This is a genomic window from Bacillus sp. FSL L8-0167 (genome assembly GCF_038630295.1).
GTDB classification, from domain to species: domain Bacteria; phylum Bacillota; class Bacilli; order Bacillales; family Bacillaceae; genus Bacillus; species Bacillus safensis.
In genome coordinates this window covers 2,936,171-2,961,205 of record NZ_CP152027.1, presented here as the reverse complement: position 1 = coordinate 2,961,205, position 25,035 = coordinate 2,936,171, and the positions used below count along the sequence as shown (strand labels likewise).

Below are 25,035 nucleotides of genomic sequence, written 5' to 3'. Positions count from 1 at the left end.
GCGCACCTTGCTTTTTTTCTATGAATAAGTATTATATAATTTGACATATTGCCATAAAGTATTTTTCAATGATCTTTCCATTAAGAGGACCTGAGTCCTATCTAGACATATGAATGAAACATGATGTAAAGGAGTGCAAGCGATGGATTTCCGAAGAGAAGATGAAGAGAATAAGATGAATCATCATGAAAACGCGAATCAAGACAATGAAATGAATCATCAAAAAGATACCCATCAAGAGAATGAGAAACAAATAGACGCACCAGAAAAAGAGAAGGAACTTGTTTTTCACCAGCATGAAAACGAAGCATCTGCCACTCAGGAGAGTGTGACAAATCATTCTCCTCAAATGGTGGATGACCGTGCGTCGAAAAAAGAGAAAAAGCGGAAGGCGGCATGGCTGAGCCCGATTCTTGGAGGAATTATTGGCGGGGGTCTTGTACTTGGCATTACACCGCTTTTGCCGCAGTCACAGGATACAGCTGCCAACACGCAAACGCAGACAGCATCAAGCGAGCCGGCAGCCTCAGATAATTTCTCGACAAAACAAATCACCAATGCCACAAATGTGGCTGATATGGTAGAAGATTTAGAGCCAACCATTGTTGGGGTCTCAAACTATCAATCTACACAAAATTCGTTTGGCCTGAGCGGTGATCAAACAGAAGCTGAAGCTGGAACAGGCTCTGGTGTCATCTTCAAAAAAGATGGCAAAAAAGCGTACATTATTACAAATAACCATGTTGTCGAAGGTGCCAATAAAATCAAGGTCACCCTTTATGATGGAAAAACGAAAGACGCAAAGCTTGTCGGCAGTGATGTCATGACAGATTTAGCCGTTGTTGAAATGAACGCAGACGGTATTGATAAAGTGGCGAGCTTTGGTGATTCTTCTAAGCTTCGTGCTGGAGATAAAGTCATTGCCATTGGGAATCCGCTCGGTGCACAGTTCTCAGGTACTGTGACAGAAGGAATTATTAGTGGTCTTGATCGTACCGTAGAAGCAAATACGTCATCTGGTACGGTGGAGATGAATGTGCTGCAAACAGATGCAGCGATTAACCCAGGAAACAGCGGGGGGCCACTGATCAATACTGACGGTCAAGTCATTGGCATCAACAGCTTGAAAATCAGCGAAAGCGGTGTGGAATCACTCGGATTTGCGATCCCAAGTAACGATGTCAAACCGATTGTAGATGAGCTGTTGAAAAATGGAAAAGTTGAACGTCCATATCTTGGCGTACAAATGATTGACCTTGAGCAAGTGCCTGAGACATATCAGGAAAATACGCTCGGCTTATTTGATAAACAAATCGGCAAAGGCATTTACGTAAAGGATGTTTCAAAAGGTTCACCTGCACAAAAAGCAGGCTTGAAATCTGGAGATGTCATCATCAAGTTCAAAGGGAAAGACGTAGTGAACAGCTCTCAGCTGAAAGAAATTCTTTACAAAGAAACAAAAGTCGGCGATAAAACCACAATGACTGTCATCCGTGAAGGAAAGAACAAAAATCTAGATATTACCCTTGGACAGTCAGATAGCGAATAAATAAAAAAACAGGTGGATATGTTGACATATCCACCTGTTTTTTTGTGCTTATTTTTTTGAAGAGAGTGTACGTAGTATGATCCGTTCCCACATGTTCCAAGGCAGAAGCTGCTTTGCTGTGAATGAAAGCCGTACGCCTTTTCCAACAAGATATCTCAGCCGTTTCAGCCGCTTCTTTTCTGCTAATCGTACAACAAGCTCTGCCACTTCACGAGGATCTCCATAGTTGGATTTCTGGGCATCAATATGGGCCATCATCTTTTGATAGAGTTTTGTGTATTTCGATCCTTCTGCTGGCTGAATCATTTGCTCGTTCATGGAGGTGTTCCAAATATTCGTCTGGAAAGAGCCTGGCTCGATCAAGGCCGCCTGTATACCGAACGAAGCCAGTTCAATCCGCAAGCTTTCTGTATAGCCTTCCAACGCAAACTTAGACGATACATATGGAGAAAGTGCAGGCATCCCCATTAATCCGCTGATGCTGCTCATATTGAAAATCTTTGCACCACTCGTCATAAACGGCAGCACTGCTTGGGTCATTTCCATCACACCGAAGACATTCACTTCAAATTGCTGGCGGTACGTGTCGACAGGAACCTCCTCCGCAAAACCAGCAAAGGCTGTTCCCGCATTGTTCACAAGCAGGGTAATGGGTGCATAGGCATGAAGCTTCTTCTGAAATGCTTGAATCGACTGCGTATCGGTCACATCTAACGCTTCAATATGTATCATGCCAGATAAAGAGGCTTGATCAATTTCTTCAGCGAGCTTTTTGGCATTGGTTTCCTGTCTGACGCCGGCAATCACTGTATAGCCCCGCTTGGCGAGACGCATCGTGATGAGCTTGCCAAAGCCGCTATTGGCACCAGTTACAATGGCTGTTCTTTTCATCATCCCATTCTCCTTTTTGTTTCAATTTATCATAGTGCGATGTTTTATTGAATAACGAAAAGGAGCTTGGAGAAGAATAAAAAGCGATGCTGTGAAATAGGAGGAAACACATGATGTGTTGGAAGAAGGCGGGACGAATAGGAGTGCTGCTCTTTATGCTGTCCGGCTGTCAATCAATTGAACCGTTACAACAAACACATGAAGCAGAAGCAGAAAGTCTGTCAGCTGTTCAAATGAAGGAACTGCCATTTCAGCATGTGCATCTGCATGTACAATATGGACAGAAAAACGAATTATACGAAGCGACTTATCGTCAGGCAAGAGGCAAAGAGGAAGCGATCATTCGTGATCATATGAATGGTGTCCGCTATGAAGGAGAAGAAGCCTTGCGCGAAATGAAGATGAAGCTGAATGATATGTCGATTCCTAGTGAAAAGATCAATGAAGTGTATGTAAAGGAACTATTAGCTGCTTTTAATTTAGATGATGATTATCAGCGGATACAGATCGATCTGAAGCTAGAAGATGGGACCAAACGTACATTCCAAAGGAAGAAATAAACGAGAGTTTCTCATTTTTTAATTGAAAATGATTTTCAAGATCACTTAAATCTGATACACTAAATTGAGATAAGTGATCTTTTACGTCTGTACATAGACGATATTTCATATAAAAATTTGGATGAGAAAAGGAGCGTTTGAGCGGAATGAGTGCCATTTCTACTGAAGGTTTAAGCTTAGGCTACGGAGAAACAATGATCATCGATGAACTAAATGTATCAATCCCTAAGGGTGAAATCACAGTATTTATTGGCAGTAACGGATGCGGTAAATCCACGCTACTTCGCTCTTTGGCCCGTCTCATGAAGCCAATGGGTGGTTCTGTCCTGCTTGAAGGTCATTCCATTGCAAAATTACCTACAAAAGAAGTAGCAAAACAACTCGCCATTCTTCCACAAGGACCAGAAGCGCCAGAAGGATTAACCGTGCATCAGTTAGTGAAGCAAGGCAGATATCCTTATCAAAATTGGCTGAAGCAGTGGTCGAAGCAAGATGAAGAAGCAGTGAACCGCGCATTAAAGTCAACAAAGATGGAAGACCTTGCTGACCGGACCGTTGATTCATTATCAGGTGGACAAAGGCAGCGTGCATGGATTGCGATGACGCTGGCCCAAGAGACCGATATTATTTTGTTAGATGAGCCGACGACATATTTAGACATGACACATCAAATCGAAATTTTGGACCTTCTGTTTGATTTAAATGAGAAAGAGCAGCGCACGATTGTGATGGTTCTTCATGACCTCAATCTCGCATGCAGATATGCTCATCATCTTGTGGCGATTAAAGACAAGTCAATCTATGCAGAAGGCAGACCAGAAACAGTGATTAATTGTGATCTCGTGAAAAATGTCTTTGATATGAATTGCCAAGTGACAACAGATCCTTTATTTGGAACACCATTATGTATTCCGCACGGTAGAGGACGCTGTATTGTGCAGCAAGCGCAAGCTGAAACATTTCTTGCTGCAAGATAATCGTATGTCAAAAGCCTGACATCTGTATCTCACAGAGTCAGGCTTTTTTCTGAAAAAGGAGCGGAATATCAATGGGAAATGAATTAGATGAAAAGCTGGAAGGCTTGCTTGATAAATATACAGAGCTGCTGCTCGGTGAATCAACAGACGAGCTGAAACAAGATGTGAAACAGTGGGTGATCTACTCTCATATTGCAAAAAGCATGCCGCCGCTAGCAAAGCATTTCAATGAAACGTATCCAGAAGCAAAAGAAGAAATCAAACACACGATTCAACGAATCAAACAGTTGAACGAAGCTCACCGCGCCAATAAAGACCGTTAAAAAACTGCCAGCACTAGACTGGCAGTTTTTTTCTTATGACATTTGTGATGATCCGTACGGGGATTGATCTGTCAGTGTTTGCTGGAATTTCTGGTGTGCCTGCTGGAGCTTTTGCTGATCAGCGGCTTCAACAGAATACCAGCCATATCGGAACATGACATCATATAAATGTCTTTGTGTTTTCTGTGTTTCCAGTGCAATTCGCTGAATATCCTGATAAAGAGATTCATGACTGAATTCATTGAGCGCTGTGTTGTATCCACTTGTCATATATTTTTCAGTCGACAAGAGATCTGTGACGAAATCACGATCGTTCATATTTGTTGTTGTGGGAACCGGAGTTTGTGGATTCCCGATTTTTTGTTGATTTTGCTGTTCCATGTTTTTTCCTCCTATTGCATAAAGCCAGTAGACTGGCCTTGCCCTGAACTGCCTAAATGCTGAAGAATTTGTGTATAATGCTGATGATGCATTTGCCCAACTTGATTCAATTCTTGTTTCAAGGTTTGATCCTGGCAATGCTCGGCCATAAAATGAGCCTTTTTCATGGCGATCAAGTTCCAGTTGAGCATATCCTCTAAGTACAAGGAATCCTTCACTGAAATGACTTCTGGGGGCATATTCATTTGCTGATTGTTCAACTTGTGTTCCTCCTTACGAATTTGTTTCCTTACTGATTCTTTTTATATTGCTGATTTTGACTGGTTTTTTTCCCGCCAAGGTCTGCTTCCTGTGATGGACCTGCGTTTCCTTTTACACTTGCAGCACTTACGCCTGCTTTCGATGGGTTTTTCTTCAAACGAGACATGTGGACATCACCTCCATTCTTACAATTCCCTCTCATCTGTAATTCATACGCCGCAAACGGAGGCACACGAGAATGTGTAAATTTTTGAAATCTGCTATTGAACTGTTTCGGAAAATCTTTTAAGATAAAGAAAGAGGCATTGCTTTTTTTTGGACAAAAAATGAATGACTGTTCATTCAAAATGTTTAGGGGGATATTTATGGGCAAACATATTCGCAAGGCGGCTGTCATTGGTTCAGGTGTCATGGGCTCAGGCATTGCTGCACATTTAGCCAATATTGGGATACCAGTTACACTGCTAGATATTGTGCCAAATGAACTGACAAAGGAAGAAACGGCGAAAAAGCGGACGCTTGATCACCCTAGTGTTCGGAATCGATTAAGTCAAGAAGCGATGAAAAAATTATTAAAGCAAAAGCCAGCACCTCTTACTTCAGCAAAAAACCTATCATACATCACACCGGGAAATCTCACAGACCACCTTTCCTTATTACACGATGCTGACTGGATCATTGAAGTCGTCACTGAAAAGCTCAGCATCAAACAACACGTATTCTCTCTCATCGACGAACACCGCAAAGAAGGAAGCATCGTATCAAGCAATACATCCGGTATTTCAGTTGAAAAAATGGCAGAAGGCCGATCAGATGATTTTAAACGCCACTTTTTAGGCACACATTTTTTTAACCCAGCTCGTTATCTAAAGCTCTTAGAAGTCATTCCTATTCAAGAAACAGATCCAGAAGTACTGTCATTTATGAAAACATTTGGCGAGGATGTACTCGGCAAAGGTGTGGTTGAAGCAAAGGACACACCGAACTTTATTGCAAACCGCATTGGCACTTATGGACTTCTTGTCACAGTGCGTGAAATGCTTGAGAACAAATACACAATCGGAGAAGTGGATTCTGTCACAGGGCCCCTCATTGGAAGACCGAAAAGTGCGACCTTCCGTACACTTGATGTCGTGGGGCTCGACACGTTTTCTCATGTGGCACGAAACGTATATGAACAGGTAGAAGGAAAGGAAAAAGAGATTTTTCAGCTGCCTGAGTTTATTGAAAGAATGCTCGAAAAAGGATGGATTGGCAGCAAGGCAGGTCAAGGTTTTTATCAAAAAAATGGGAAGGTCATTTTAGAGCTTGACCCAGTGACGCTCACATATGGAGAACGCACAAAGCTAAAAGATCCAGGCATTGAGATGGCGAAACAGCAAAAGGGTGCAAAAGCAAAGTTGAAAGCGCTTATTTATCAGGATGGTCGTGCAGGGCAATTGCTTTGGAATATGACAGCGCCCGTACTTCTTTATTCAGCTCATCTAAAAGGTGAAATTGCGGATGATATTCAGTCTATCGATAACGCCATGAAATGGGGATTTGGCTGGCAGCACGGCCCATTTGAGCTGTGGGATGCAATAGGTGTCAAAAAAGCCGCCGAGCGCATGGAAGCAGAAGGCCGCAGCATCCCAGCGTGGGTGCAAGACATGCTGTCAAAAGGACATGAGACATTCTATCAAGAGAATGCTGATGGAGAGCGAGCGTTTTATCATAACGGGGCTTATGAACAGGAAAAAGGAAACGACAAACATATTTCTTTAGCTAGATTGAAAAAGAAACACGACGTCATCTTCAAAAATGCTGGTGCGAGCCTGATCGATATTGGTGATGATGTCGCCTTGCTCGAATTTCACTCTAAAAGCAATGCCATCGGACTAGATGTCATTGATATGATCAATCGCGCTGTTGATGAGACGGAAAAGAATTATAAAGGGCTTGTCATCGGAAACCAAGGGAAGAACTTCTGTGTTGGCGCAAACCTTGCCCTGATTTTAATGGAAGCACAGGACGACAATTTCTTTGAAATTGACTTTGTGATCAGACGCTTCCAGCAGGCAATGATGAAGGTGAAATATAGCAATCGCCCAGTCGTAGCCGCACCGTTTGGGATGACATTAGGAGGCGGAACAGAAGTTTGTCTGCCGGCAGCAGCTATTCAGGCGTTCAGCGAAACTTACATGGGGCTTGTGGAAGCGGGAGTTGGACTGATTCCAGGAGGCGGCGGAAACAAAGAGTTATATCTTCGTCACCTGCAAGGGTCAGCGAAGCCGTCGCAGACGGCTATACAGGATGCCACGCTGAAAACATTTGAAACAATTGCGATGGCAAAAGTATCAACTTCAGCTGAGGAAGCGCGGGATATGAACATGCTCCGCGTGAACGACCGGATCAGTATGAATGGGGATCACCTGATCTATGATGCAAAACAACTGGTGCTCTCTCTTGATGAAGCCGGTTATCGTGCGCCGCTCAAGCAAAAGGTGCCGGTCATGGGAGAAACAGGCTATGCAGCGATGATTTTGGCTGCTGAAAATATGAGACTGTCAGGATACATTTCAGAGCATGACATGACCATTGTAAAAAAATTAGCTCATGTCATTTCCGGCGGGAAACTGCCATTTGGAACAGAGGTAGAGGAGCAATACTTATTAGAGCTTGAAAGAGAAGCCTTTTTAAGTCTTGTAGGGGAAGTGAAATCACAGGCACGTATGCAGCACATGCTCGTCAAAGGAAAACCTTTACGTAACTAAGGGGGAGTCAAAATGAGAGAAGCAGTCATTGTCGCTGGCGCAAGAACACCAGTAGGGAAGGCGAAAAAAGGATCGTTAAAACATGTCCGGCCTGATGATATGGGCGCATTATGTGTAAAAGAAACGTTAAAGCGTGCCGGTGAATACGACGGTCAAATAGATGATTTGATCATTGGCTGTGCAACGCCAGAAGCAGAGCAGGGGTTAAATGTGGCGCGGAATATTGGGGCATTAGCGGGACTGCCTTATACGGTACCTGCCATCACTATAAACCGTTACTGCTCGTCTGGTCTTCAATCTATCGCTTATGCGGGTGAACGGATTATGCTCGGGCAGGCAGACACGATTTTAGCTGGAGGAGTCGAATCGATGTCGCAGGTGCCGATGATGGGGCATTCCATTCGTCCAAATGCTCTCTTGGCAGAGCAAGCACCTGAATACTACATGAGCATGGGGCACACGGCAGAGCAAGTGGCGCAAAAGTATCAGGTTACACGTCAAGATCAGGATGCCTTTGCGGTGAGAAGTCATCAAAAGGCAGCAAAGGCACTTCAAGAAGGGAAATTTTCAGATGAAATTGTACCCGTTGATGTAACAGAGCGACGGGTAGGAGATCAATATCAATTAGAAGAGCATCAATTCACGTTCTCACAGGATGAAGGTGTGAGAGCAGGCACAACGGAGGAGATTCTTTCCACATTGCGTCCAGCCTTCTCAACAAAAGGCACGGTGACCGCAGGGAACTCTTCGCAGACAAGTGACGGGGCTGCGTGTGTGATGATGATGGACCGCGAGAAAGCATCCTCACTTTCTCTTCAGCCGCTCGCTAAATTCAGAGCATTTGCTGTTGGCGGTGTACCGCCTGAAGTGATGGGAATCGGTCCGGTTGAAGCCATTCCGCGTGCGCTGAAAATCGCTGGACTTGAGCTGAAGGATATTGGCCTGTTTGAATTAAACGAAGCGTTTGCTTCTCAGGCAATTCAAGTCATTCGCCATTTAGGAATTGATGAGGAAAAGGTGAATGTCAATGGCGGGGCCATTGCGCTCGGACATCCGCTCGGCTGTACAGGAACGAAACTAACGCTGTCACTGATTCATGAAATGAAACGGCGAAACGAGCAATTTGGCATTGTCACAATGTGTATCGGCGGGGGCATGGGAGCAGCAGGCATTTTTGAATTGATCTAAAGGGGGAAATCAGGATGAAAGCATTGGAAGATGTAAAAAAGGGTGGAAGCTTTTTAATTGATGAGACGAATTATGAGCATATTTTTACACCGGAGGATTTCTCTGATGAACATCAAATGATTGGAAAAACAACAGAGGATTATATTTTACAAGATGTTGTTCCGCATATTGATCAAATTGAAAACCATGAGTTCGAGCATTCGGTCAGGCTTCTCAAAAAGGCTGGTGAGCTTGGACTTTTAGGAGCCGATGTGCCTGAGGAATTCGGCGGGCTTGGATTAGATAAAATCAGTTCAGCGATCATTACTGAAAAATTCGCTAGAGCAGGAAGCTTCTCACTTTCCTATGGCGCTCATGTTGGTATTGGTTCTCTGCCGATCGTGCTCTTCGGAAATCAAGCGCAAAAGGAAGCGTACCTGCCTGGACTCGCCTCTGGTGAAACCATTGCAGCGTACGCACTCACTGAGCCAGGATCAGGCTCTGACGCTCTTGGAGCAAAAACAACCGCAGTTCTGAATGAAGCAGGTACTCATTATGTCCTGAATGGAGAAAAGCAGTGGATCACAAACTCCGCATTTGCCGATGTCTTTGTTGTGTATGCGAAGATTGATGGTGAACACTTCTCTGCTTTTATCGTCGAAAAGGATTTTCCAGGTGTCAAAACGGGACCTGAGGAGAAAAAGATGGGCATTAAAGGATCATCGACAAGAACATTAATTCTTGAAGATGCCCAAGTACCGAAGGAGAATTTGCTTGGTGAAGCTGGCAGAGGTCATGTGATTGCGTTTAACATTTTGAATATTGGGCGCTATAAGCTGGCAGTCGGCACAATCGGTGCATCAAAGCGCGTCATTCAATTGTCGGCAGAATATGCGAACCAGCGTAAGCAGTTCAAAACACCAATTTCTCAATTCAGCTTAATTGGTGAAAAAGCAGCCAATATGTCAGCAAAGCTCTATGCGATGGAAAGTGCTGTTTACCGTACGGTTGGATTATTTGAACAGCGGATGGGGCTCTTAAGTGATGAAGAGCAAAAAGACGGCAAACAAATTGCCCAATCCATTGCGGAATATGCGATTGAATGTTCTCTCTGTAAAGTGCTCGGCTCTGAAACGTTAGATTATATTGTGGATGAAGGCGTGCAGATTCACGGCGGATATGGATTCATGCAAGAATACGAGGTCGAAAGAGCCTATCGCGACTCACGAATTAACCGGATTTTTGAAGGGACAAACGAAATCAACCGTTTGCTTGTACCAGGTACATTCTTGAAGAAAGCGATGAAAGGAGAGCTTCCGCTGCTTCAAAAAGCGCAAACCTTACAGGAAGAGCTAATGATGATGATGCCGGAAGAGCCAGGCGATCAGCCGCTCGATCAAGAAAAATATTTGCTCGCTCATGCGAAAAAGATCGCCTTAATGGTGGCTGGTATGGCAGCCATGAAATACGGGAAAGCCTTAGACAAAGAGCAAGAAATTCTTGTGAACATAGCCGATATCGTCAATGAAATTTTTGCTGCTGAATCAGCGGTTCTGCGCACAGAAAAGGCAATCGCTGCAACAGGGGCAGAAAAGAATGAACAAAAGCTTGCTTACACACAAATTTTCACGCAGGAGGCTTTCTTAAAGATTGAAGCCCATGCAAAAGAATCCTTGATTGCGATGGAGGAAGGAGATTCACTCCGCATGAGCCTGTCAGCCCTTCGCAAGCTGACGAGATTTACGCCGATCAATGTCATCGCCAAAAAGCGCGAAGCGGCAAAACGAATCTTTGAAGCAGAGAAATATATCGTATAAGGGCGGGTTAAAGGTGCGGATATCACTCCGCACCTTTTTGTAAGCATACATTTAGGTTTTTAAAATATTTTGTGATAAAATGTTGTCACAATTTGCAGGAGGTGAAAATGGTGGCTTTAGATTTTTACGAATACCCATCTTGCGGTACATGCCGAAAAGCAAAAAAGTGGCTGGAAGCACACAATAAAGACATCAACAGCATACATATCGTCGAAGAGACGCCTGATAAAGAAACATTAAAAGCTCTTTACGAAAAAAGCGGTTTAGAGCTGAAGAAATTCTTTAATACAAGCGGACAAAAATACCGGGAGCTGCAGCTGAAAGATCAACTTCCTGCAATGTCAGAGGACGAGCAGCTAGAATTACTCGCGTCTAACGGAATGCTGATTAAGCGCCCGATTACAACAGACGGAAAACGAGTCACGGTAGGATTTAACGAAGATACATTTAAAAGCGTCTGGAAATGATGTAACTTTCATTCAGATTGTGGTATCTTCAATATAGATTGTAAGAAAAGACTGGAGGGGTATTGAATGAGCACACCAAAAGATTTACGTTATTCAGAAGAACATGAATGGGTCAAAGTAGAAGGAGATAAGGTGCGTATCGGTATTACGCATTTTGCTCAATCTGAGCTAGGCGATATCGTGTTCGTTGAGCTTCCTGAAGTAGGAGACAAAATCACAGCGGACGAGCCTTTCGGAAGTGTAGAATCAGTGAAAACCGTTTCTGAACTTTATGCACCGATCAATGGCACAATTGTTGAAGTGAACGATGAGCTGGATGACAGCCCAGAATTCGTCAACGACTCTCCATACGAAAAAGCATGGATGATCGTGGTAGAACCAGCTGATGCTTCTGAAATTGAGAACTTAATGACGGCTGAGCAATATGAAGAAATGACAAAAGAAGACTAATTCATGAGAAGTTGGACACTCTACCTTTATGGGGGGTGTCCAATTTGTCTTTTCAAAAAGAACACGTGGATATAACAGAGCATGTCACTGGACGATTCAAAGAAAGCGGCATGGTGCTTTATCATCAAAATGAAGAGATTGGCACGATGATTAGTGAAAACCAATATGAGCTGAGATCGGGATATTCCTATGATCAAAATCGTTTTTATCGTTTAACGGACACATTAACCGATGGGACAGAAAAATATGTTGACTGTGACGATGAAAATGGCTGGTGCTAATCACAGATGAGACTGCAGTGAACAGAAGCTGCAGTCTTTTTGATGACGAGGCGCCCAATCTTTACAACCTGAATGAAAGATTGTAATCTAAGGAAGAAGTGAATCAACGTCAAAAGGGCCGGGTGATCGTGATGAATGTCGAGATAGAAAAGGTCATCATTGTAGAAGGTAAAACAGACAAACAAAAGCTAAAAGAAGTCATAAGTGAACCTGTTACCATCATTTGCACCAATGGCACGATCAGTACATCGAAGCTGGATCAGCTTGTGGACGATTTATTGGGGAAAGACGTTTACATATTAGCTGACAGTGACGATGCAGGCGACAAACTGCGGAAGCAATTTCGAAAAGAATTCCCTGAAGCACTTCATCTTTTTGTCGACAGAACGTACCGCGAAGTGGCCGCTTCACCCTCAGCCCACATTGCATCTATCCTATTAGCTGCAAACATTGATGTTCATTCGAAATATTTATGAGGGTGGACGTATATGAAAGAGATTGAAGAACACGAATTCAAGGAGATAGAGGACGATTTATTTCTTTTATACTTATATACACCGTTTTGCGGAACATGCCAGCTGGCAAAGAAAATGCTGGCAGTCGTAGACGCTATGCAGCCGGATGTACCATTTTACGAAAACAATTTAAACTATTCACCAGGCTTTGCGAAAGCATTTGAAATCGAGAGTGTTCCTTGCTTTCTCCTGTTTAAAAAAGGTGAATTGGTGCAAAAAGGCTATGCCTTTCACTCAGTTCCATATCTTCATGAAATGATTGAAACCGCTAAATAAAGCGGTTTTTTGTCATATTTCAAGAAATTCATTTGAAAATTTGTCGAGTTATTTATAAAGGACAAGAAGATGTTTGTAGAGAAATGTTATGTATAACCAAATGACAGGGAGGTTATACATGTGGAAAATGTGAAAGCCCATGGTAACACAGGGCAGCGTTTATTATTAAAGCCGCTGCTCTCATCATCATCCTTGAAGATTACATTTGAGGCGGAAACTGACTCTTGTACATTGATTGTGGATGAACGTGGTGAAGTGAAGAAACTACCTGCAATTGAGTTATCGGATCTCATCTTTTATGGTGAGAGGAAAGAGATTCTACAATTATTAGATGGAGATATGTCCTTACAGCAGTTAATCAGCAGGGGACAAGTCAAAGTCAAAGGGTCATTCCGTGCGCTCCTTAGACTAGAGGCAGTGCTTTGGCTGACGAACGGCTTTTTTCGAAAAATGATAACGTAGTTGTTTACTTGGAAATTAGCGATTTACAGCGTTGACATATCTCGGGTAGCATGATATTCTACGTTAGTAAAAACATGAACATCACATAAAACAGCATATTTTCTCTTATTAAGAGAGGTGGAGGGACGTGCCCTATGAAACCCGGCAACCGTCAGCATAGCTGAAATTGGTGCCAATTCACTCAAAGCCGCAGCGCTTTGAAAGATGAGAGAAAGGCGTAATTGACATAAAAGGCCTTTCTGCTTGCGTTGCAGTTAGGTCTTTTTTACTGACCTGGCGTCAGGCTAGAGTCATGACAGAAAGAAGAATAAATAATGTATGTGATGGCAACCTATAGATTCAGCAAGAAAGCAGGTGATCAGACTGTGATTCATTTACAGAATGTATCAAAAACGTACCATTCAAAAAGCGGAAATGTTGATGCCGTGAAAGACGTCAACCTGGATATTGATAAAGGTGAAATATTCGGAATTATCGGGTATAGCGGTGCAGGAAAAAGCTCGCTTATTCGCCTATTAAACGGTCTGGAGCTGCCAACAGAAGGAATTGTTGAAGTGGCAGGCAACCGGATCAATGAAGTATCGAATGCGAAACTTCGGAAAGCAAGACAAGAAATCAGCATGATCTTCCAGCACTTTAATTTGCTTTGGTCAAGAACGGTGAGACAAAATATTATGTTCCCGCTTGAGATCGCAGGTGTACCGACATCAAAACGGAGAGAGCGTGCGAATGAACTGATTAAATTGGTCGGTTTAGAAGGAAAAGAAAATGCGTATCCGTCTCAGCTGAGCGGCGGGCAAAAACAGCGTGTCGGCATTGCGAGAGCATTAGCGAATGATCCAAAGGTTCTTCTATGTGACGAAGCGACATCTGCGCTAGATCCGCAAACGACCGATTCGATCCTTGAGCTTTTGGCGGATATCAATAAACGATTAGGGCTCACGATTGTGCTCATTACACACGAAATGCACGTCATTCGCAAAATTTGTCATCGCGTTGCGGTCATGGAAAATGGACGCATTGTCGAAGAAGGCGAAGTATTACGCGTCTTCAGACAACCGAAGGAAGAAATGACGAAACGATTTGTGCAACAGCTTGCAGAACCAGAGGAAGCGAAAGAAACAATTGAGCATGTGCTAGAGCGAGTAAAAGAAGGTCAGGTCGTACGATTGTCCTTTATCGGAGATTCTGCCGAGCAGCCGCTGATCACTGAAATCATTCGATCCTTCAACGTCGATGTGAATATCCTTCAAGGGAAGATTTCTCAAACGCAGGAAGGCGCGTTTGGAACACTCTTTATCCACATTAATGGAGAAGAGACCGAAGTAGAAAAAGCCATCGCCTATATCCAAAGCAAACAGGTTGAAATCGAGGTGATGACACATGTTTGAGAAATGGTTTCCGAACGTTGATTTAGACGTCATCTGGAGTGCAACAGGTGAAACAGTGTATATGACACTCATTTCATTGGCATTTGCTTTTGCCATTGGTATCATCCTTGGACTATTACTCTTTCTAACGAGTAAAGGCGGTCTTTGGGAAAATAAACCGATTAATGCTGTCATCGGCGCTGTCGTCAACATTTTCAGATCGATTCCTTTTATCATTTTAATTATTCTATTACTAGGGTTCACGAAATTCTTAATGCATACGATTCTAGGCCCAAATGCAGCACTCCCTGCCCTTGTCATAGGGTCAGCTCCATTCTATGCACGTCTTGTCGAAATTGCACTGCGTGAGGTAGACAAAGGAGTCATTGAAGCAGCACGATCAATGGGAGCAAAAACGTCGACAATCATTTTCAAAGTATTGCTGCCAGAATCATTGCCAGCCCTTATTTCAGGTATTACCGTAACAGCAATTGCTCTGATTGGCTCTACTGCGATTGCAGGTGCAATTGGAGCAGGCGGACTTGGAGACCTCGCCTATGTGGAAGGGTACCAATCTGGTAATACAGATGTCACACTTGTAGCTACTGTGTTTATTCTCATCATCGTCTTTATTATTCAAATAATCGGTGATTTGATTACAAATAAAATTGATAAACGTTAAGGGAGGATTTATTCATGAAGAAATTGATTTTAAGTGCACTATTTCTAGCATTTGCAGGTATTTTAGCTGCGTGCGGTTCATCTAATAACGCAAGCGATAGCAAAACGATTACGGTTGCCGCTTCAAAAACACCGCATGCCGAAATTCTTGAAGAAGCAAAACCACTTCTAAAAGAAAAAGGCTACGATTTAAAAGTGAAAGTGCTTAGCGATTATAAAATGTACAACAAAGCGTTAGCTGAAAAAGAAGTGGATGCGAACTTTTTCCAACATATTCCTTACTTAAACGAAGAAAATAAATCAAACAAAGATTATAACCTAGTGAGTGCTGGTGCGGTTCACCTTGAGCCTTTCGGTATCTACTCTAAGAAATACAAATCAGTAAAAGATATTCCAAACGGCGGCACAATCATCATGACAAACAACGTAGCTGAACAAGGCCGTATGCTTGCCCTGCTGCAAAATGCTGGTGTTATCAAGCTTGATCCAAAGGTTGATACAATCAACGCAACAGTAAAGAACATTAAAGAAAACCCAAAGAACCTAAAATTCAAAAAAATCGCACCTGAATTAACGGCGAAAGCTTATGAAAACAGTGAAGGCGATGCTGTATTTATCAACGTAAACTATGCGATCCAAAATAAATTGAATCCGAAAAAAGATTCAATCGAACTTGAGCAAACAAAGAACAACCCATATGCAAACATCGTTGCGGTTCGCAAAGGTGACGAAAAATCAGAGAAGATCAAGACATTAATGGAAGTTCTTCACTCTGATAAAATCAAAGAATTCATCGACAAAAAATATGACGGTGCAGTATTGCCTGTATCTGAATAACAACATTTCAACCTCGCTTCTACCAAAGCGAGGTTTTTTGTGTATTTTTTCAAATCTCGCTCATAATAAAAACGTACAAATGACCTGAAGGGATGGAATCAAGATGAATGAACAGCATATGAGCGGATCCATGCAGCAATCACTGACTGATTATAAAACCGCAATGGGTGAATTCCAGAAGAAAATGCCGGTGTTTGGAAAGAAATTCAATGAATTTACGGAGCAGTGCTTCCAGAGCGATTCATTAACGCAAAAGGAAAAACAAATGATTGCCCTCGGTATCAGTATTCATGCGCAGGATGAATACTGCATGATTTATCATACAAAGGGAGCGCTCGATCAAGGGGCGACAGAAGAGAATTTGCTGGAGGTTGTCAGCGTGGCGGCAGCTTTTGGCGGCGGAGCAGCACTAAGCCAAGGAATCACTGTCGTTCAGCAATGTATTGATGAATTTGGAGGACAGACGCATTAAGGGAAGCATAACACGGTATTTTTCCATATCAGGGAGTTGAGCGCTTCTCATCCGTTTGTGTGAGAAAATATGCCAGCATAGGGTGTCATATCCCTTTTGAGTGAAGCCGCATACGTTTGCTACAATAAAGCTACACTCAAGGAAGGGAATGGTTTATTATTTGTTCGGACCATAGTACACTAGGATTGGATTATACCGCCGAGATGGAAAAGGCCATGCATCAAGCTCATGGCATGAGCTATGCAGAGTACGAAAGAGACCATGACTTACGGATGAAAGTGGAATATAAACGAGAGCAGTCCTACCGAGATGAGAAAAGACAGCTCGCAAAAATGAATATACGAGGCTAATAATAGCTGAGGGGCGGGGAGAACAGTTTCCCGCCCTTTCTTTATGAAAACAGTCTTTTCGACATAAATCCTTTTATCTACCTGCTTTTTTTGTTAGAATTTTGAGAGCATCCTCTCACGCTTATCGTGAATGTGTTGTATTCAGTTTTAATTTGTTATAAAATTAGAATGAGAATAAATTGAGAATAATGATTATTTTGGAGGTATCGATATATGACTGCTTCGACATTAACAATTAAGGACTTGCACGTTGAGATTGAAGGGAAAGAAATCTTAAAGGGTGTAAACCTCGAGATAAAAGGTGGAGAATTCCACGCAGTAATGGGACCTAACGGAACAGGTAAATCTACTTTATCTGCTGCCATTATGGGTCACCCTAAATATGAAGTAACAAAAGGCAGCATCTTGCTTGATGGCGAAGATGTCCTTGAAATGGAAGTAGATGAGCGCGCTCAAGCTGGTCTTTTCCTTGCGATGCAATACCCATCTGAAATCAGCGGTGTTACAAATGCTGACTTCCTTCGTTCTGCAATTAACGCACGCAGAGAAGAAGGCGATGAAATCTCTCTTATGAAATTCATCCGCAAAATGGACGAAAACATGGAGTTCCTTGAAATGGACCCAGATATGGCACAACGCTACTTAAATGAAGGTTTCTCAGGCGGGGAGAAAAAACGCAACGAAATTCTTCAATTAATGATGATTGAACCAAAGATCGCCATCCTTGACGAAATCGATTCTGGTCTTGATATCGATGCCTTGAAAGTTGTTTCTAAAGGAATTAACAAAATGCGCGGCGAAAGCTTCGGCTGCTTAATGATCACTCACTATCAGCGCCTGCTGAACTACATCACACCAGATCACGTTCATGTCATGATGCAAGGCCGTATCGTGAAATCTGGCGGACCAGAACTTGCACAGCGTCTAGAAGCAGAAGGCTATGATTGGATTAAAAAAGAGTTAGGAATTGAAGACGAAACTGTTGGTCAAGAAGCGTAAGCGTTAGGAGGATTATTGATGACATTAGAAACGAAATTATCAGTAGATCAAGATTATGTCAAAAGCTTCTCCGAGAAGCATCAGGAACCGGCATGGATGAGCTCCCTTCGCTTACAGGCTCTTGAAAAAGCAGAAGACCTCCCAATGCCAAAGCCTGACAAAACGAATATTTCGAAATGGAATTTAACGAATTTCAAACAGCATACAGTCGAAAGTGCGCCATTTGGATCATTAGAAGAGCTTCCAGAAGAAGTGAAATCTCTGATTGATTTAGAGGACACAGATAAGACAGTTTACATTCAGCGTGATCAAACGCCGGCCTATTTGTCTCTTTCAGCTGAAGCGAAAGACAAAGGTGTGATCTTCACTGATCTTCATACAGCGATCCGCGAGCATGGAGAATTAGTGAAACAATACTTCATGACAGATGCAGTGAAAGTGGATGAGCATAAACTAACAGCTTTACATGCTGCTTTAGTGAATGGCGGAGCTTTCCTCTATGTACCGAAAAACGTAGAGCTTGAAGCACCAATTCAAGCTGTTTATCTTCATGAAAATGACGAAACGACTTTGTTCAACCATGTCATCGTTGTAGCAGACGATCATAGTGCTGTGACATATGTAGAAAACTACATCAGTACAGCAAAACCGGAAGAAGCGATCTTCAATATCGTTTCTGAAGTGTTCACAGGCGCTAACGCCCGCGTCACATACGGTGCTGTAGATAACCTTGCAGAAGGAGTCACAGTATATGTAAACAGACGCGGTATGGCAAATGGCCGTGACAGTAAAATCGAATGGGCACTTGGCCTGATGAATGATGGAGACGTTGTGTCTGAGAACATCACAAAACTGATGGGCGACGGTACATTCGGTGATACGAAATCAGTTGTTGTCGGCCGAGGAAACCAAACAGAAAACTTCACAACAAGCATCATCCACTTCGGTAAAAATTCTGAAGGATATATCTTGAAGCATGGTGTGATGAAGGATCAAGCATCCTCTATCTTTAACGGAATTGGTAAAATCGAGCATGGCGCAACAAAGTCAAATGCAGAGCAGGAATCACGTGTCCTCATGCTGAGTGAGAAAGCACGCGGTGACGCAAACCCAATTCTTTTAATTGATGAAGATGATGTGACAGCAGGGCACGCCGCTTCTGTTGGACGTGTCGATCCAATTCAATTGTACTACCTCATGAGCCGCGGGATTTCCAAAGAAGATGCAGAAAGACTTGTGATTTACGGCTTCTTAAATCCAGTTGTAAAAGAACTGCCGATTGAAGGAGTTAAAAAGCAGCTTGTTTCTGTGATTGAAAGGAAAGTAAAATAATGAATATCAAAGACGTTCGTGAGCAATTTCCAATCCTTCATCAGCAAGTGAACGGACATGATTTGGTGTATTTGGACAGTGCAGCGACTTCTCAAAAACCAAGAGTGGTCATTGATGCAATGAATGAGTATTACCGGTCTTACAACTCGAACGTCCACAGGGGTGTTCATACCCTTGGCACAAGAGCAACGGACGCATACGAGGGTGCGAGAGAGAAAGTTCGTGCATTCATCCGTGCTTCATCTGTTCAGGAGATTATTTTTACTAGAGGTACAACAACTGCGCTAAACACAGTGGCGATCAGCTATGCTAGAGCCAACCTCAAAGAAGGCGATGAGATTGTCATTACGCATATGGAGCATCATGCGAATATCATCCCTTGGCAGCAAGCAGCAAAAGCAACTGGCGCCACATTGAAATACATTCCGTTACAGGAAGACGGCACGCTATCGCTTGAAGATGTGAAGCAAACGATCACACATCAAACGAAAATCGTCGCTGTCACACATGTCTCAAACGTATTAGGAACCATCAACCCGATTAAAGAAATCGCCAAAATCGCCCACGATCATGGGGCAATCATTGTTGTCGATGGTGCGCAAAGCACCCCGCACATGCAAATTGATGTTCAGGATCTAGATTGTGACTTTTTCGCATTCTCTGGGCATAAAATGTGTGGACCGACTGGCATCGGTGTGCTTTACGGGAAGAAGGACCTTTTGAATAATATGGAGCCTGCTGAGTTTGGCGGTGAAATGATCGACTTTGTGGATCTATATGATTCCACATGGAAAGAGCTGCCGTGGAAATTTGAAGCGGGAACACCGATTATTGCTGGAGCAGTTGGACTAGGAAAAGCAATTGACTTCTTGAATGACATTGGTATGGAGGAAGTCAGCCGTTACGAGCATCAGCTTGCGACTTACGCGCTTGAGCGCTTTAAGGAGCTTGACGGTGCGACTGTTTATGGACCGCAGCACCGAGCTGGGCTTGTGACGTTTAACTTAGACGATGTCCATCCGCATGATGCATCAACTGTTCTGGATACGGAAGGTGTCGCCATTCGTGCTGGACACCACTGTGCACAGCCGCTCATGAAATGGCTTGGTGTATCAGCGACTGCAAGAGCAAGCTTTTATCTGTATAATACAGAAGAAGAGATTGACCGGCTCATTGCAGCGCTCCGTAAGACAAAGGAGTATTTTACGAATGTCTTTTAATGTAAACTTAGACACACTGTACAGACAAGTGATTATGGATCATTATAAAAATCCGAGAAACAAAGGTGTGCTAAACGACAGCATTGTCGTCGATATGAACAACCCAACGTGTGGTGACCGCATTCGTCTTACGATGAAAATCGAAGACGATAAAGTCACGGATGCGAAATTTGAAGGAGAAGGATGCTCGATTTCGATGGCATCTGCCTCGATGATGACGCAGGCGATTAAAGGGAAAGATATTGAAACAGCATTGAAAATGTCTCAGATTTTCTCCGATATGATGCTAGGAAAAGAATACGACGATTCCATTGATCTTGGTGACATTGAAGCGCTGCAGGGAGTGGCAAAATTCCCAGCCCGCATCAAATGTGCAACATTATCATGGAAGGCGCTTGAAAAAGGCGCATCTGCCGAAGATAACGGCAAATCATAAGATTGGAGTGAAAATGGATGGCTAAAAAAATGCCAGATGTTGGTGAATATAAATACGGCTTTTCTGATAAAGACGTTTCCATTTTCCGTTCAGAGCGCGGACTGACAAAAGAGATCGTTGAAGAAATTTCTCGTATGAAAGAAGAGCCTCAGTGGATGCTCGACTTCCGTTTGAAATCTCTTGAGCACTTTTACAACATGCCGATGCCACAATGGGGCGGAGATTTAAATGCATTAAACTTTGATGAAATTACGTACTACGTAAAGCCATCTGAGCGCTCTGAGCGTTCTTGGGATGAAGTACCAGAAGAAATCAAACAAACCTTTGATAAGCTTGGTATCCCAGAAGCAGAGCAAAAATATTTAGCTGGTGTATCTGCTCAGTATGAATCTGAAGTTGTGTATCACAACATGAAGCAGGATCTTGAAGATCTAGGAATTGTGTTTAAAGATACAGACAGCGCATTAAAAGAGAACGAAGACATCTTCCGTGAGCACTGGGCAAAAGTCATTCCTCCGACTGACAACAAATTTGCTGCGCTTAACTCGGCTGTATGGTCTGGAGGTTCATTTATCTACGTACCAAAAGGCGTAAAAGTAGATACTCCACTTCAAGCATACTTCCGTATCAACTCTGAAAACATGGGTCAGTTCGAGCGTACACTGATCATCGTTGATGAAGGCGCACATGTGCATTACGTAGAAGGCTGTACAGCTCCAGTTTACACAACAAACTCACTTCACAGTGCGGTAGTTGAAATCATCGTGAAAAAAGGCGGCTACTGCCGTTATACAACGATTCAAAACTGGGCAAACAACGTCTTCAACCTTGTGACAAAACGTACAGTATGTGAAGAGAATGCAACAATGGAATGGATTGATGGAAACATCGGTTCTAAGCTGACAATGAAATACCCAGCTGTCATCCTAAAAGGTGAAGGCGCTCGTGGTATGACATTAAGTATTGCCCTAGCAGGTAAAGGTCAGCACCAAGATGCAGGTGCGAAGATGATTCACCTTGCACCAAACACATCTTCAACGATCGTATCGAAATCGATTTCCAAACAAGGCGGTAAAGTCACATACCGCGGAATCGTTCACTTCGGACGTAAAGCAGAGGGTGCACGCTCAAACATCGAGTGTGATACACTCATCATGGATAACAAATCAACGTCTGATACGATCCCTTACAATGAAATCTTAAACGACAACATTTCATTAGAGCACGAAGCAAAGGTATCAAAAGTATCAGAAGAACAGCTATTCTACTTGATGAGCCGCGGAATTTCTGAAGAAGAAGCAACAGAAATGATCGTCATGGGCTTCATCGAGCCATTCACAAAAGAACTGCCAATGGAATACGCCGTTGAAATGAACCGCTTGATTAAGTTTGAAATGGAAGGTTCTATTGGTTAATAAAAAACATTGATACACAACGCTTTTTGAAGGCATTTAATTTCGAGTGATACCACTTGTTAATTAAGCCTTCATGGCGTTGTGTTTTTTTATGGCTTTAGTTCGAGAAGCCAGGTCCATCCCTCCAAACGAACATAAATACTTGCAACATTCAAATTAGTACTGTATAGTTCTAATTATGACAAAGGTAAAATTAATGAATCAAAAGCGTGTACTTGAAGTAGCTGCAACATTATTTTTGGAAAAAGGGTTTGCTTATACCAGTATGGATGAATTGGTACGTGTAAGCAAAGTGTCAAAGTCGAATGTGTATTATCACTTTTCTAATAAGGAGGAATTATTAGAAGGGGTCGTTGATTATTGGATTGACATGTATCAATCTGCAATTGATGACGTAATGTCTCAGAATCAATTTTTGGTTGAAGAGCGTGTCCAAATGTTTTTAAAGCAATTATCACAAGGCGTTCAGTCGAGAGAGTATCAGGGAGGCTGTCCATTTATTACTCTTTATATTCAAAGTCCTGCACAGGCCACGCAAATAAAAGAAAAAATAGGTCTTTTTTTTACAGGATTACAAAAGAAAGTTTCTCTATTACTGAAACAAGGTGTAGAGAACGGGGAATTCAGAGATACGATTCAGATTGATGAGGTGGCATCACTTTTTATTACAAATCTTGAAGGGGCGTTATTTATTTCAGAAACATTGAAGGATGCCACTGTCATCACAAAAACAGCAGATCATTTATTTAACTTGCTTCGATAAAGAAGCATTTTTTTTACATCAAATTAGTACTATTTAGTACTAAAAAGGAGCCTTCATATGAAAACAGTATTTTTAATTGGTGGAACAGGCTTTATCGGAAAGCAATTAGTCGAAGAATTAGCCAAAGAGGATGTGAACATTCTTCTTTTAGTGAGGTCGAAAAGTAAAGCGACACGCATTTTTCAAGAAAGAGGCATTTTAAAAGAGTCAGTGATGCACTTTGTTGAAGGTGATTTGACGAAAACAGATTTAGGTCTAAGTGCTGAAGATAAGGAAAGGGTATTGAAAACGGATGTGATCATTCACGCAGGAGGCCCCATGGATATTCAAGCGACAAGTAATGAGGCAGCTTCCGTCTTTTTAAATGGCGCCAAACATATGAGTGAATTAGCTAAAAGTATTCATCAATCGAAGGGCTTGCATCAATTTGTTCATGTTGTCGGTTATATGAGTCCCTTTGATGATCAAAATAGCAAGGTTGCAATTGATGTGTTTAAAGAAGGAAACAACTATTTGAAAATAAAAAATCCATATGAGAGAACAAAATTTTTAGCAGATCTTTATATCCGTCAACAGGCATCAGCAATAGGTTATCCGCTGTCTGTCATTAATCCGCCAACTGTGGTCGGTAGTAGTAAAACAGGGAGTACAGAGCAGATAGCAGGATTAGGTTTGCTTGTAAAGAGTATGCGAAGAGGGCTCATGCCAGTGATTCCTGGAGGTAAAGGATATAGGCTGCCACTGATTTCAAACGATATGTTTGCGAAGTTTATTGTGCAGGTTTTCAGGATGGAGCAGCCGGCTATTCAAACATTTACACTTGTTGAAGACAAAGAGCATGATCAGAACATTGCTGAATTATTAAGTGTGATGTCGGAAAGTATGAATATGAGGGCACCAAAAATCTCTGTCCCAATGCCACTAATGAAAGCTGTTATGAATAGTGGCGTAAGCAAAATCACTAAAATTCCTTCTGACGGACTGAATTTTATGACAAAACGAACATTCTCAAATGTTTCAGCGAAAAAAATAATGGGAGACGATTGGTTTAAGAAGACGAGTGTCATGAACTTTTTCCCTGCCGTAGCAGCTGATCTAGATTATCGAATGATGGATCAACATGGTGAGCATCATCATGTATTTGAGCGAACATTATGCGATAACAATACCCTTTACCAACTAAAAGGAGAGGGGAAACCATTTATTTTATTACCTGGTTTATTGAGTGATGGAGAGGATTTATTTCCTTTAGCACAAGAGCTTCATGAAAAAACGGGTCAACCGGTATGGATCTTGGATCTTCCAGGTTTGGGACGTTCTCCATTTAAACGAGAGAAACATCTTCTAGATCTCTATTTGAATGTAGTGAAAAAGGTATTGGAGAAAGCGGCTAATGGTGCACATCTAATTGGCCATTCATTTGGTGCGTTTATTTTACTAGAAGCATTGGGACAAGGGTACATAGATAAGAAGTATTCAATCACTTTACTTCAGCCGCCTGTTGCTAAAAAAAATGCTAAATCGCTAAATGTTCCTCAATGGATGAACAAATGGTCTTTAAAATTAGCAACTCCTAAAATGATAGAGCGTTATTTATTAAGTAATGGTTTGTTTGAAAGGACGGAAAGCATCCCTGAACATTATATTGAAAAAATCAGAAACAGTTTTACGTCTCCTAGAATTTTAAATACGACGGTTCAGCTTAACCATTTACTATTGAAAAACGATCACGGTGATTTCAATGAAATAACAAAGGATAATCCTCATATTATCTGGGGGGAGTATGACAGAGGATATTCTGCTCCATCGCATTTTGGAAAAGTTGATGTTGTCCCATATGGTCATCATTTCCCTCTTAGCCATCCGAGTGAAACGGCAGCATTGGTTATAAAAAATAGTCTTTTTAGCAGTTGAGAATGTGGGATAAATAAAGTATGTCGTAATTGAAAAATCGCATTGCTTGTGGTTCCACCGATGCCCGCATCAACTGAAAGTTTATATAGCACCCTAAAACGAAAAAGGTGATTTTT

Annotated in this window: 29 protein-coding genes and 1 riboswitch; of the genes, 25 read left to right on the top strand and 4 right to left on the bottom strand. The window is 42.3% G+C overall.

Annotation, left to right across the window (positions count from 1 at the left end; all coding sequences use genetic code 11):
* Positions 1 to 142 precede the first annotated feature (142 nt).
* A complete protein-coding gene (locus tag MHB66_RS15420) occupies positions 143 to 1,549 on the top strand; it encodes a trypsin-like peptidase domain-containing protein (RefSeq protein ID WP_046313248.1) in 1,407 nt (468 codons plus the stop codon).
* Between the two features lie 48 nt (positions 1,550 to 1,597).
* On the opposite strand, the gene MHB66_RS15415 is transcribed toward MHB66_RS15420, so the two are convergent.
* Positions 1,598 to 2,440: an oxidoreductase gene (locus tag MHB66_RS15415; RefSeq protein WP_080769786.1), complete on the bottom strand. Its 843-nt coding sequence runs from the start codon at positions 2,438 to 2,440 to the stop codon at positions 1,598 to 1,600.
* A 113-nt stretch (positions 2,441 to 2,553) separates the two neighbouring features.
* Between MHB66_RS15415 and MHB66_RS15410 the strand changes: the two genes are divergently transcribed.
* The 3 genes from MHB66_RS15410 to MHB66_RS15400 all read left to right on the top strand — a co-directional run bounded on the left by MHB66_RS15410 (position 2,554) and on the right by MHB66_RS15400 (position 4,300).
* The gene (locus tag MHB66_RS15410) at positions 2,554 to 3,000 is read left to right on the top strand and encodes a YusW family protein (RefSeq protein WP_170825857.1); all 447 of its coding nucleotides are present in this window, start codon (positions 2,554 to 2,556) and stop codon (positions 2,998 to 3,000) included.
* Positions 3,001 to 3,146: 146 nt separating this feature from the next.
* Positions 3,147 to 3,977 carry an ABC transporter ATP-binding protein gene (locus MHB66_RS15405; RefSeq protein WP_008347057.1) on the top strand — a complete coding sequence of 277 codons (831 nt, stop codon included), beginning with the start codon at positions 3,147 to 3,149 and terminating at the stop codon, positions 3,975 to 3,977.
* Positions 3,978 to 4,048: 71 nt separating this feature from the next.
* On the top strand, positions 4,049 to 4,300 hold the full coding sequence (locus MHB66_RS15400) for a YusU family protein (RefSeq protein ID WP_024423411.1): 252 nt from the start codon (positions 4,049 to 4,051) through the stop codon (positions 4,298 to 4,300).
* Between the two features lie 33 nt (positions 4,301 to 4,333).
* On the opposite strand, the gene MHB66_RS15395 is transcribed toward MHB66_RS15400, so the two are convergent.
* The 3 genes from MHB66_RS15395 to MHB66_RS15385 are packed head-to-tail and all read right to left on the bottom strand — an operon-like array spanning position 4,334 to position 5,108.
* Positions 4,334 to 4,681 carry a spore coat protein gene (locus MHB66_RS15395; RefSeq protein WP_024423410.1) on the bottom strand — a complete coding sequence of 116 codons (348 nt, stop codon included), beginning with the start codon at positions 4,679 to 4,681 and terminating at the stop codon, positions 4,334 to 4,336.
* Between the two features lie 11 nt (positions 4,682 to 4,692).
* Positions 4,693 to 4,926 carry a hypothetical protein gene (locus tag MHB66_RS15390; RefSeq protein WP_224426662.1) on the bottom strand — a complete coding sequence of 78 codons (234 nt, stop codon included), beginning with the start codon at positions 4,924 to 4,926 and terminating at the stop codon, positions 4,693 to 4,695.
* Positions 4,927 to 4,970: 44 nt separating this feature from the next.
* Positions 4,971 to 5,108 (bottom strand): YuzL family protein, encoded by a 138-nt coding sequence (locus MHB66_RS15385; protein WP_003212904.1) that lies wholly within the window; start codon positions 5,106 to 5,108, stop codon positions 4,971 to 4,973.
* Between the two features lie 199 nt (positions 5,109 to 5,307).
* Here MHB66_RS15385 and MHB66_RS15380 point away from each other — a divergent pair, with 199 nt between their 5' ends.
* From MHB66_RS15380 to MHB66_RS15280, 21 genes are all read left to right on the top strand, one after another.
* Positions 5,308 to 7,695, top strand: coding sequence for a 3-hydroxyacyl-CoA dehydrogenase/enoyl-CoA hydratase family protein (locus tag MHB66_RS15380; RefSeq protein ID WP_046313255.1), 2,388 nt, complete (start codon positions 5,308 to 5,310; stop codon positions 7,693 to 7,695).
* A 12-nt stretch (positions 7,696 to 7,707) separates the two neighbouring features.
* Positions 7,708 to 8,883, top strand: coding sequence for an acetyl-CoA C-acetyltransferase (locus MHB66_RS15375; RefSeq protein WP_041115740.1), 1,176 nt, complete (start codon positions 7,708 to 7,710; stop codon positions 8,881 to 8,883).
* Between the two features lie 14 nt (positions 8,884 to 8,897).
* Positions 8,898 to 10,679 (top strand): acyl-CoA dehydrogenase family protein, encoded by a 1,782-nt coding sequence (locus MHB66_RS15370; protein WP_046313257.1) that lies wholly within the window; start codon positions 8,898 to 8,900, stop codon positions 10,677 to 10,679.
* A 110-nt stretch (positions 10,680 to 10,789) separates the two neighbouring features.
* Positions 10,790 to 11,146: an arsenate reductase family protein gene (locus tag MHB66_RS15365; RefSeq protein WP_024423406.1), complete on the top strand. Its 357-nt coding sequence runs from the start codon at positions 10,790 to 10,792 to the stop codon at positions 11,144 to 11,146.
* Positions 11,147 to 11,212: 66 nt separating this feature from the next.
* The gene (gene gcvH / locus MHB66_RS15360) at positions 11,213 to 11,596 is read left to right on the top strand and encodes a glycine cleavage system protein GcvH (protein ID WP_008347039.1); all 384 of its coding nucleotides are present in this window, start codon (positions 11,213 to 11,215) and stop codon (positions 11,594 to 11,596) included.
* A gap of 44 nt (positions 11,597 to 11,640) precedes the next feature.
* Positions 11,641 to 11,877, top strand: coding sequence for a YusG family protein (locus tag MHB66_RS15355; protein ID WP_046313259.1), 237 nt, complete (start codon positions 11,641 to 11,643; stop codon positions 11,875 to 11,877).
* A 131-nt stretch (positions 11,878 to 12,008) separates the two neighbouring features.
* On the top strand, positions 12,009 to 12,353 hold the full coding sequence (locus MHB66_RS15350; RefSeq protein WP_034281437.1) for a toprim domain-containing protein: 345 nt from the start codon (positions 12,009 to 12,011) through the stop codon (positions 12,351 to 12,353).
* A 12-nt stretch (positions 12,354 to 12,365) separates the two neighbouring features.
* Positions 12,366 to 12,668, top strand: a complete 303-nt coding sequence (locus MHB66_RS15345) for a thioredoxin family protein (protein WP_024426005.1) — start codon at positions 12,366 to 12,368, stop codon at positions 12,666 to 12,668.
* 120 nt (positions 12,669 to 12,788) lie between these two features.
* Positions 12,789 to 13,130, top strand: a complete 342-nt coding sequence (locus tag MHB66_RS15340) for an SCP2 sterol-binding domain-containing protein (protein WP_024423403.1) — start codon at positions 12,789 to 12,791, stop codon at positions 13,128 to 13,130.
* Positions 13,131 to 13,232: 102 nt separating this feature from the next.
* Positions 13,233 to 13,341, top strand: a riboswitch (SAM riboswitch).
* A gap of 154 nt (positions 13,342 to 13,495) precedes the next feature.
* Entirely contained in the window at positions 13,496 to 14,521 is a 1,026-nt protein-coding gene (locus MHB66_RS15335) for a methionine ABC transporter ATP-binding protein (RefSeq protein WP_041115930.1), read from the top strand.
* Positions 14,514 to 15,182: a methionine ABC transporter permease gene (locus MHB66_RS15330; protein ID WP_034280845.1), complete on the top strand. Its 669-nt coding sequence runs from the start codon at positions 14,514 to 14,516 to the stop codon at positions 15,180 to 15,182. The genes MHB66_RS15335 and MHB66_RS15330 overlap by 8 nt, the downstream gene beginning before the upstream one ends.
* A gap of 14 nt (positions 15,183 to 15,196) precedes the next feature.
* On the top strand, positions 15,197 to 16,018 hold the full coding sequence (gene metQ / locus MHB66_RS15325) for a methionine ABC transporter substrate-binding lipoprotein MetQ (RefSeq protein ID WP_046313262.1): 822 nt from the start codon (positions 15,197 to 15,199) through the stop codon (positions 16,016 to 16,018).
* 103 nt (positions 16,019 to 16,121) lie between these two features.
* The gene (locus MHB66_RS15320) at positions 16,122 to 16,490 is read left to right on the top strand and encodes a carboxymuconolactone decarboxylase family protein (RefSeq protein WP_003212803.1); all 369 of its coding nucleotides are present in this window, start codon (positions 16,122 to 16,124) and stop codon (positions 16,488 to 16,490) included.
* Positions 16,491 to 16,705: 215 nt separating this feature from the next.
* Positions 16,706 to 16,840 carry a hypothetical protein gene (locus MHB66_RS15315; RefSeq protein ID WP_254965641.1) on the top strand — a complete coding sequence of 45 codons (135 nt, stop codon included), beginning with the start codon at positions 16,706 to 16,708 and terminating at the stop codon, positions 16,838 to 16,840.
* 213 nt (positions 16,841 to 17,053) lie between these two features.
* Positions 17,054 to 17,839: a Fe-S cluster assembly ATPase SufC gene (gene sufC, locus MHB66_RS15310; protein ID WP_007500355.1), complete on the top strand. Its 786-nt coding sequence runs from the start codon at positions 17,054 to 17,056 to the stop codon at positions 17,837 to 17,839.
* An 18-nt stretch (positions 17,840 to 17,857) separates the two neighbouring features.
* The gene (gene sufD, locus MHB66_RS15305; protein ID WP_046313266.1) at positions 17,858 to 19,171 is read left to right on the top strand and encodes a Fe-S cluster assembly protein SufD; all 1,314 of its coding nucleotides are present in this window, start codon (positions 17,858 to 17,860) and stop codon (positions 19,169 to 19,171) included.
* Entirely contained in the window at positions 19,171 to 20,391 is a 1,221-nt protein-coding gene (locus tag MHB66_RS15300; RefSeq protein WP_046313268.1) for a cysteine desulfurase, read from the top strand. The genes sufD and MHB66_RS15300 overlap by 1 nt, the downstream gene beginning before the upstream one ends.
* On the top strand, positions 20,381 to 20,827 hold the full coding sequence (gene sufU, locus MHB66_RS15295; RefSeq protein WP_041115744.1) for a Fe-S cluster assembly sulfur transfer protein SufU: 447 nt from the start codon (positions 20,381 to 20,383) through the stop codon (positions 20,825 to 20,827). The genes MHB66_RS15300 and sufU overlap by 11 nt, the downstream gene beginning before the upstream one ends.
* 17 nt (positions 20,828 to 20,844) lie before the next feature.
* On the top strand, positions 20,845 to 22,242 hold the full coding sequence (gene sufB, locus MHB66_RS15290) for a Fe-S cluster assembly protein SufB (RefSeq protein ID WP_007500362.1): 1,398 nt from the start codon (positions 20,845 to 20,847) through the stop codon (positions 22,240 to 22,242).
* Between the two features lie 196 nt (positions 22,243 to 22,438).
* Positions 22,439 to 23,005: a TetR/AcrR family transcriptional regulator gene (locus tag MHB66_RS15285; RefSeq protein ID WP_041107708.1), complete on the top strand. Its 567-nt coding sequence runs from the start codon at positions 22,439 to 22,441 to the stop codon at positions 23,003 to 23,005.
* A gap of 57 nt (positions 23,006 to 23,062) precedes the next feature.
* Entirely contained in the window at positions 23,063 to 24,919 is a 1,857-nt protein-coding gene (locus tag MHB66_RS15280; RefSeq protein WP_046313272.1) for an alpha/beta fold hydrolase, read from the top strand.
* Positions 24,920 to 25,035 lie beyond the last annotated feature (116 nt).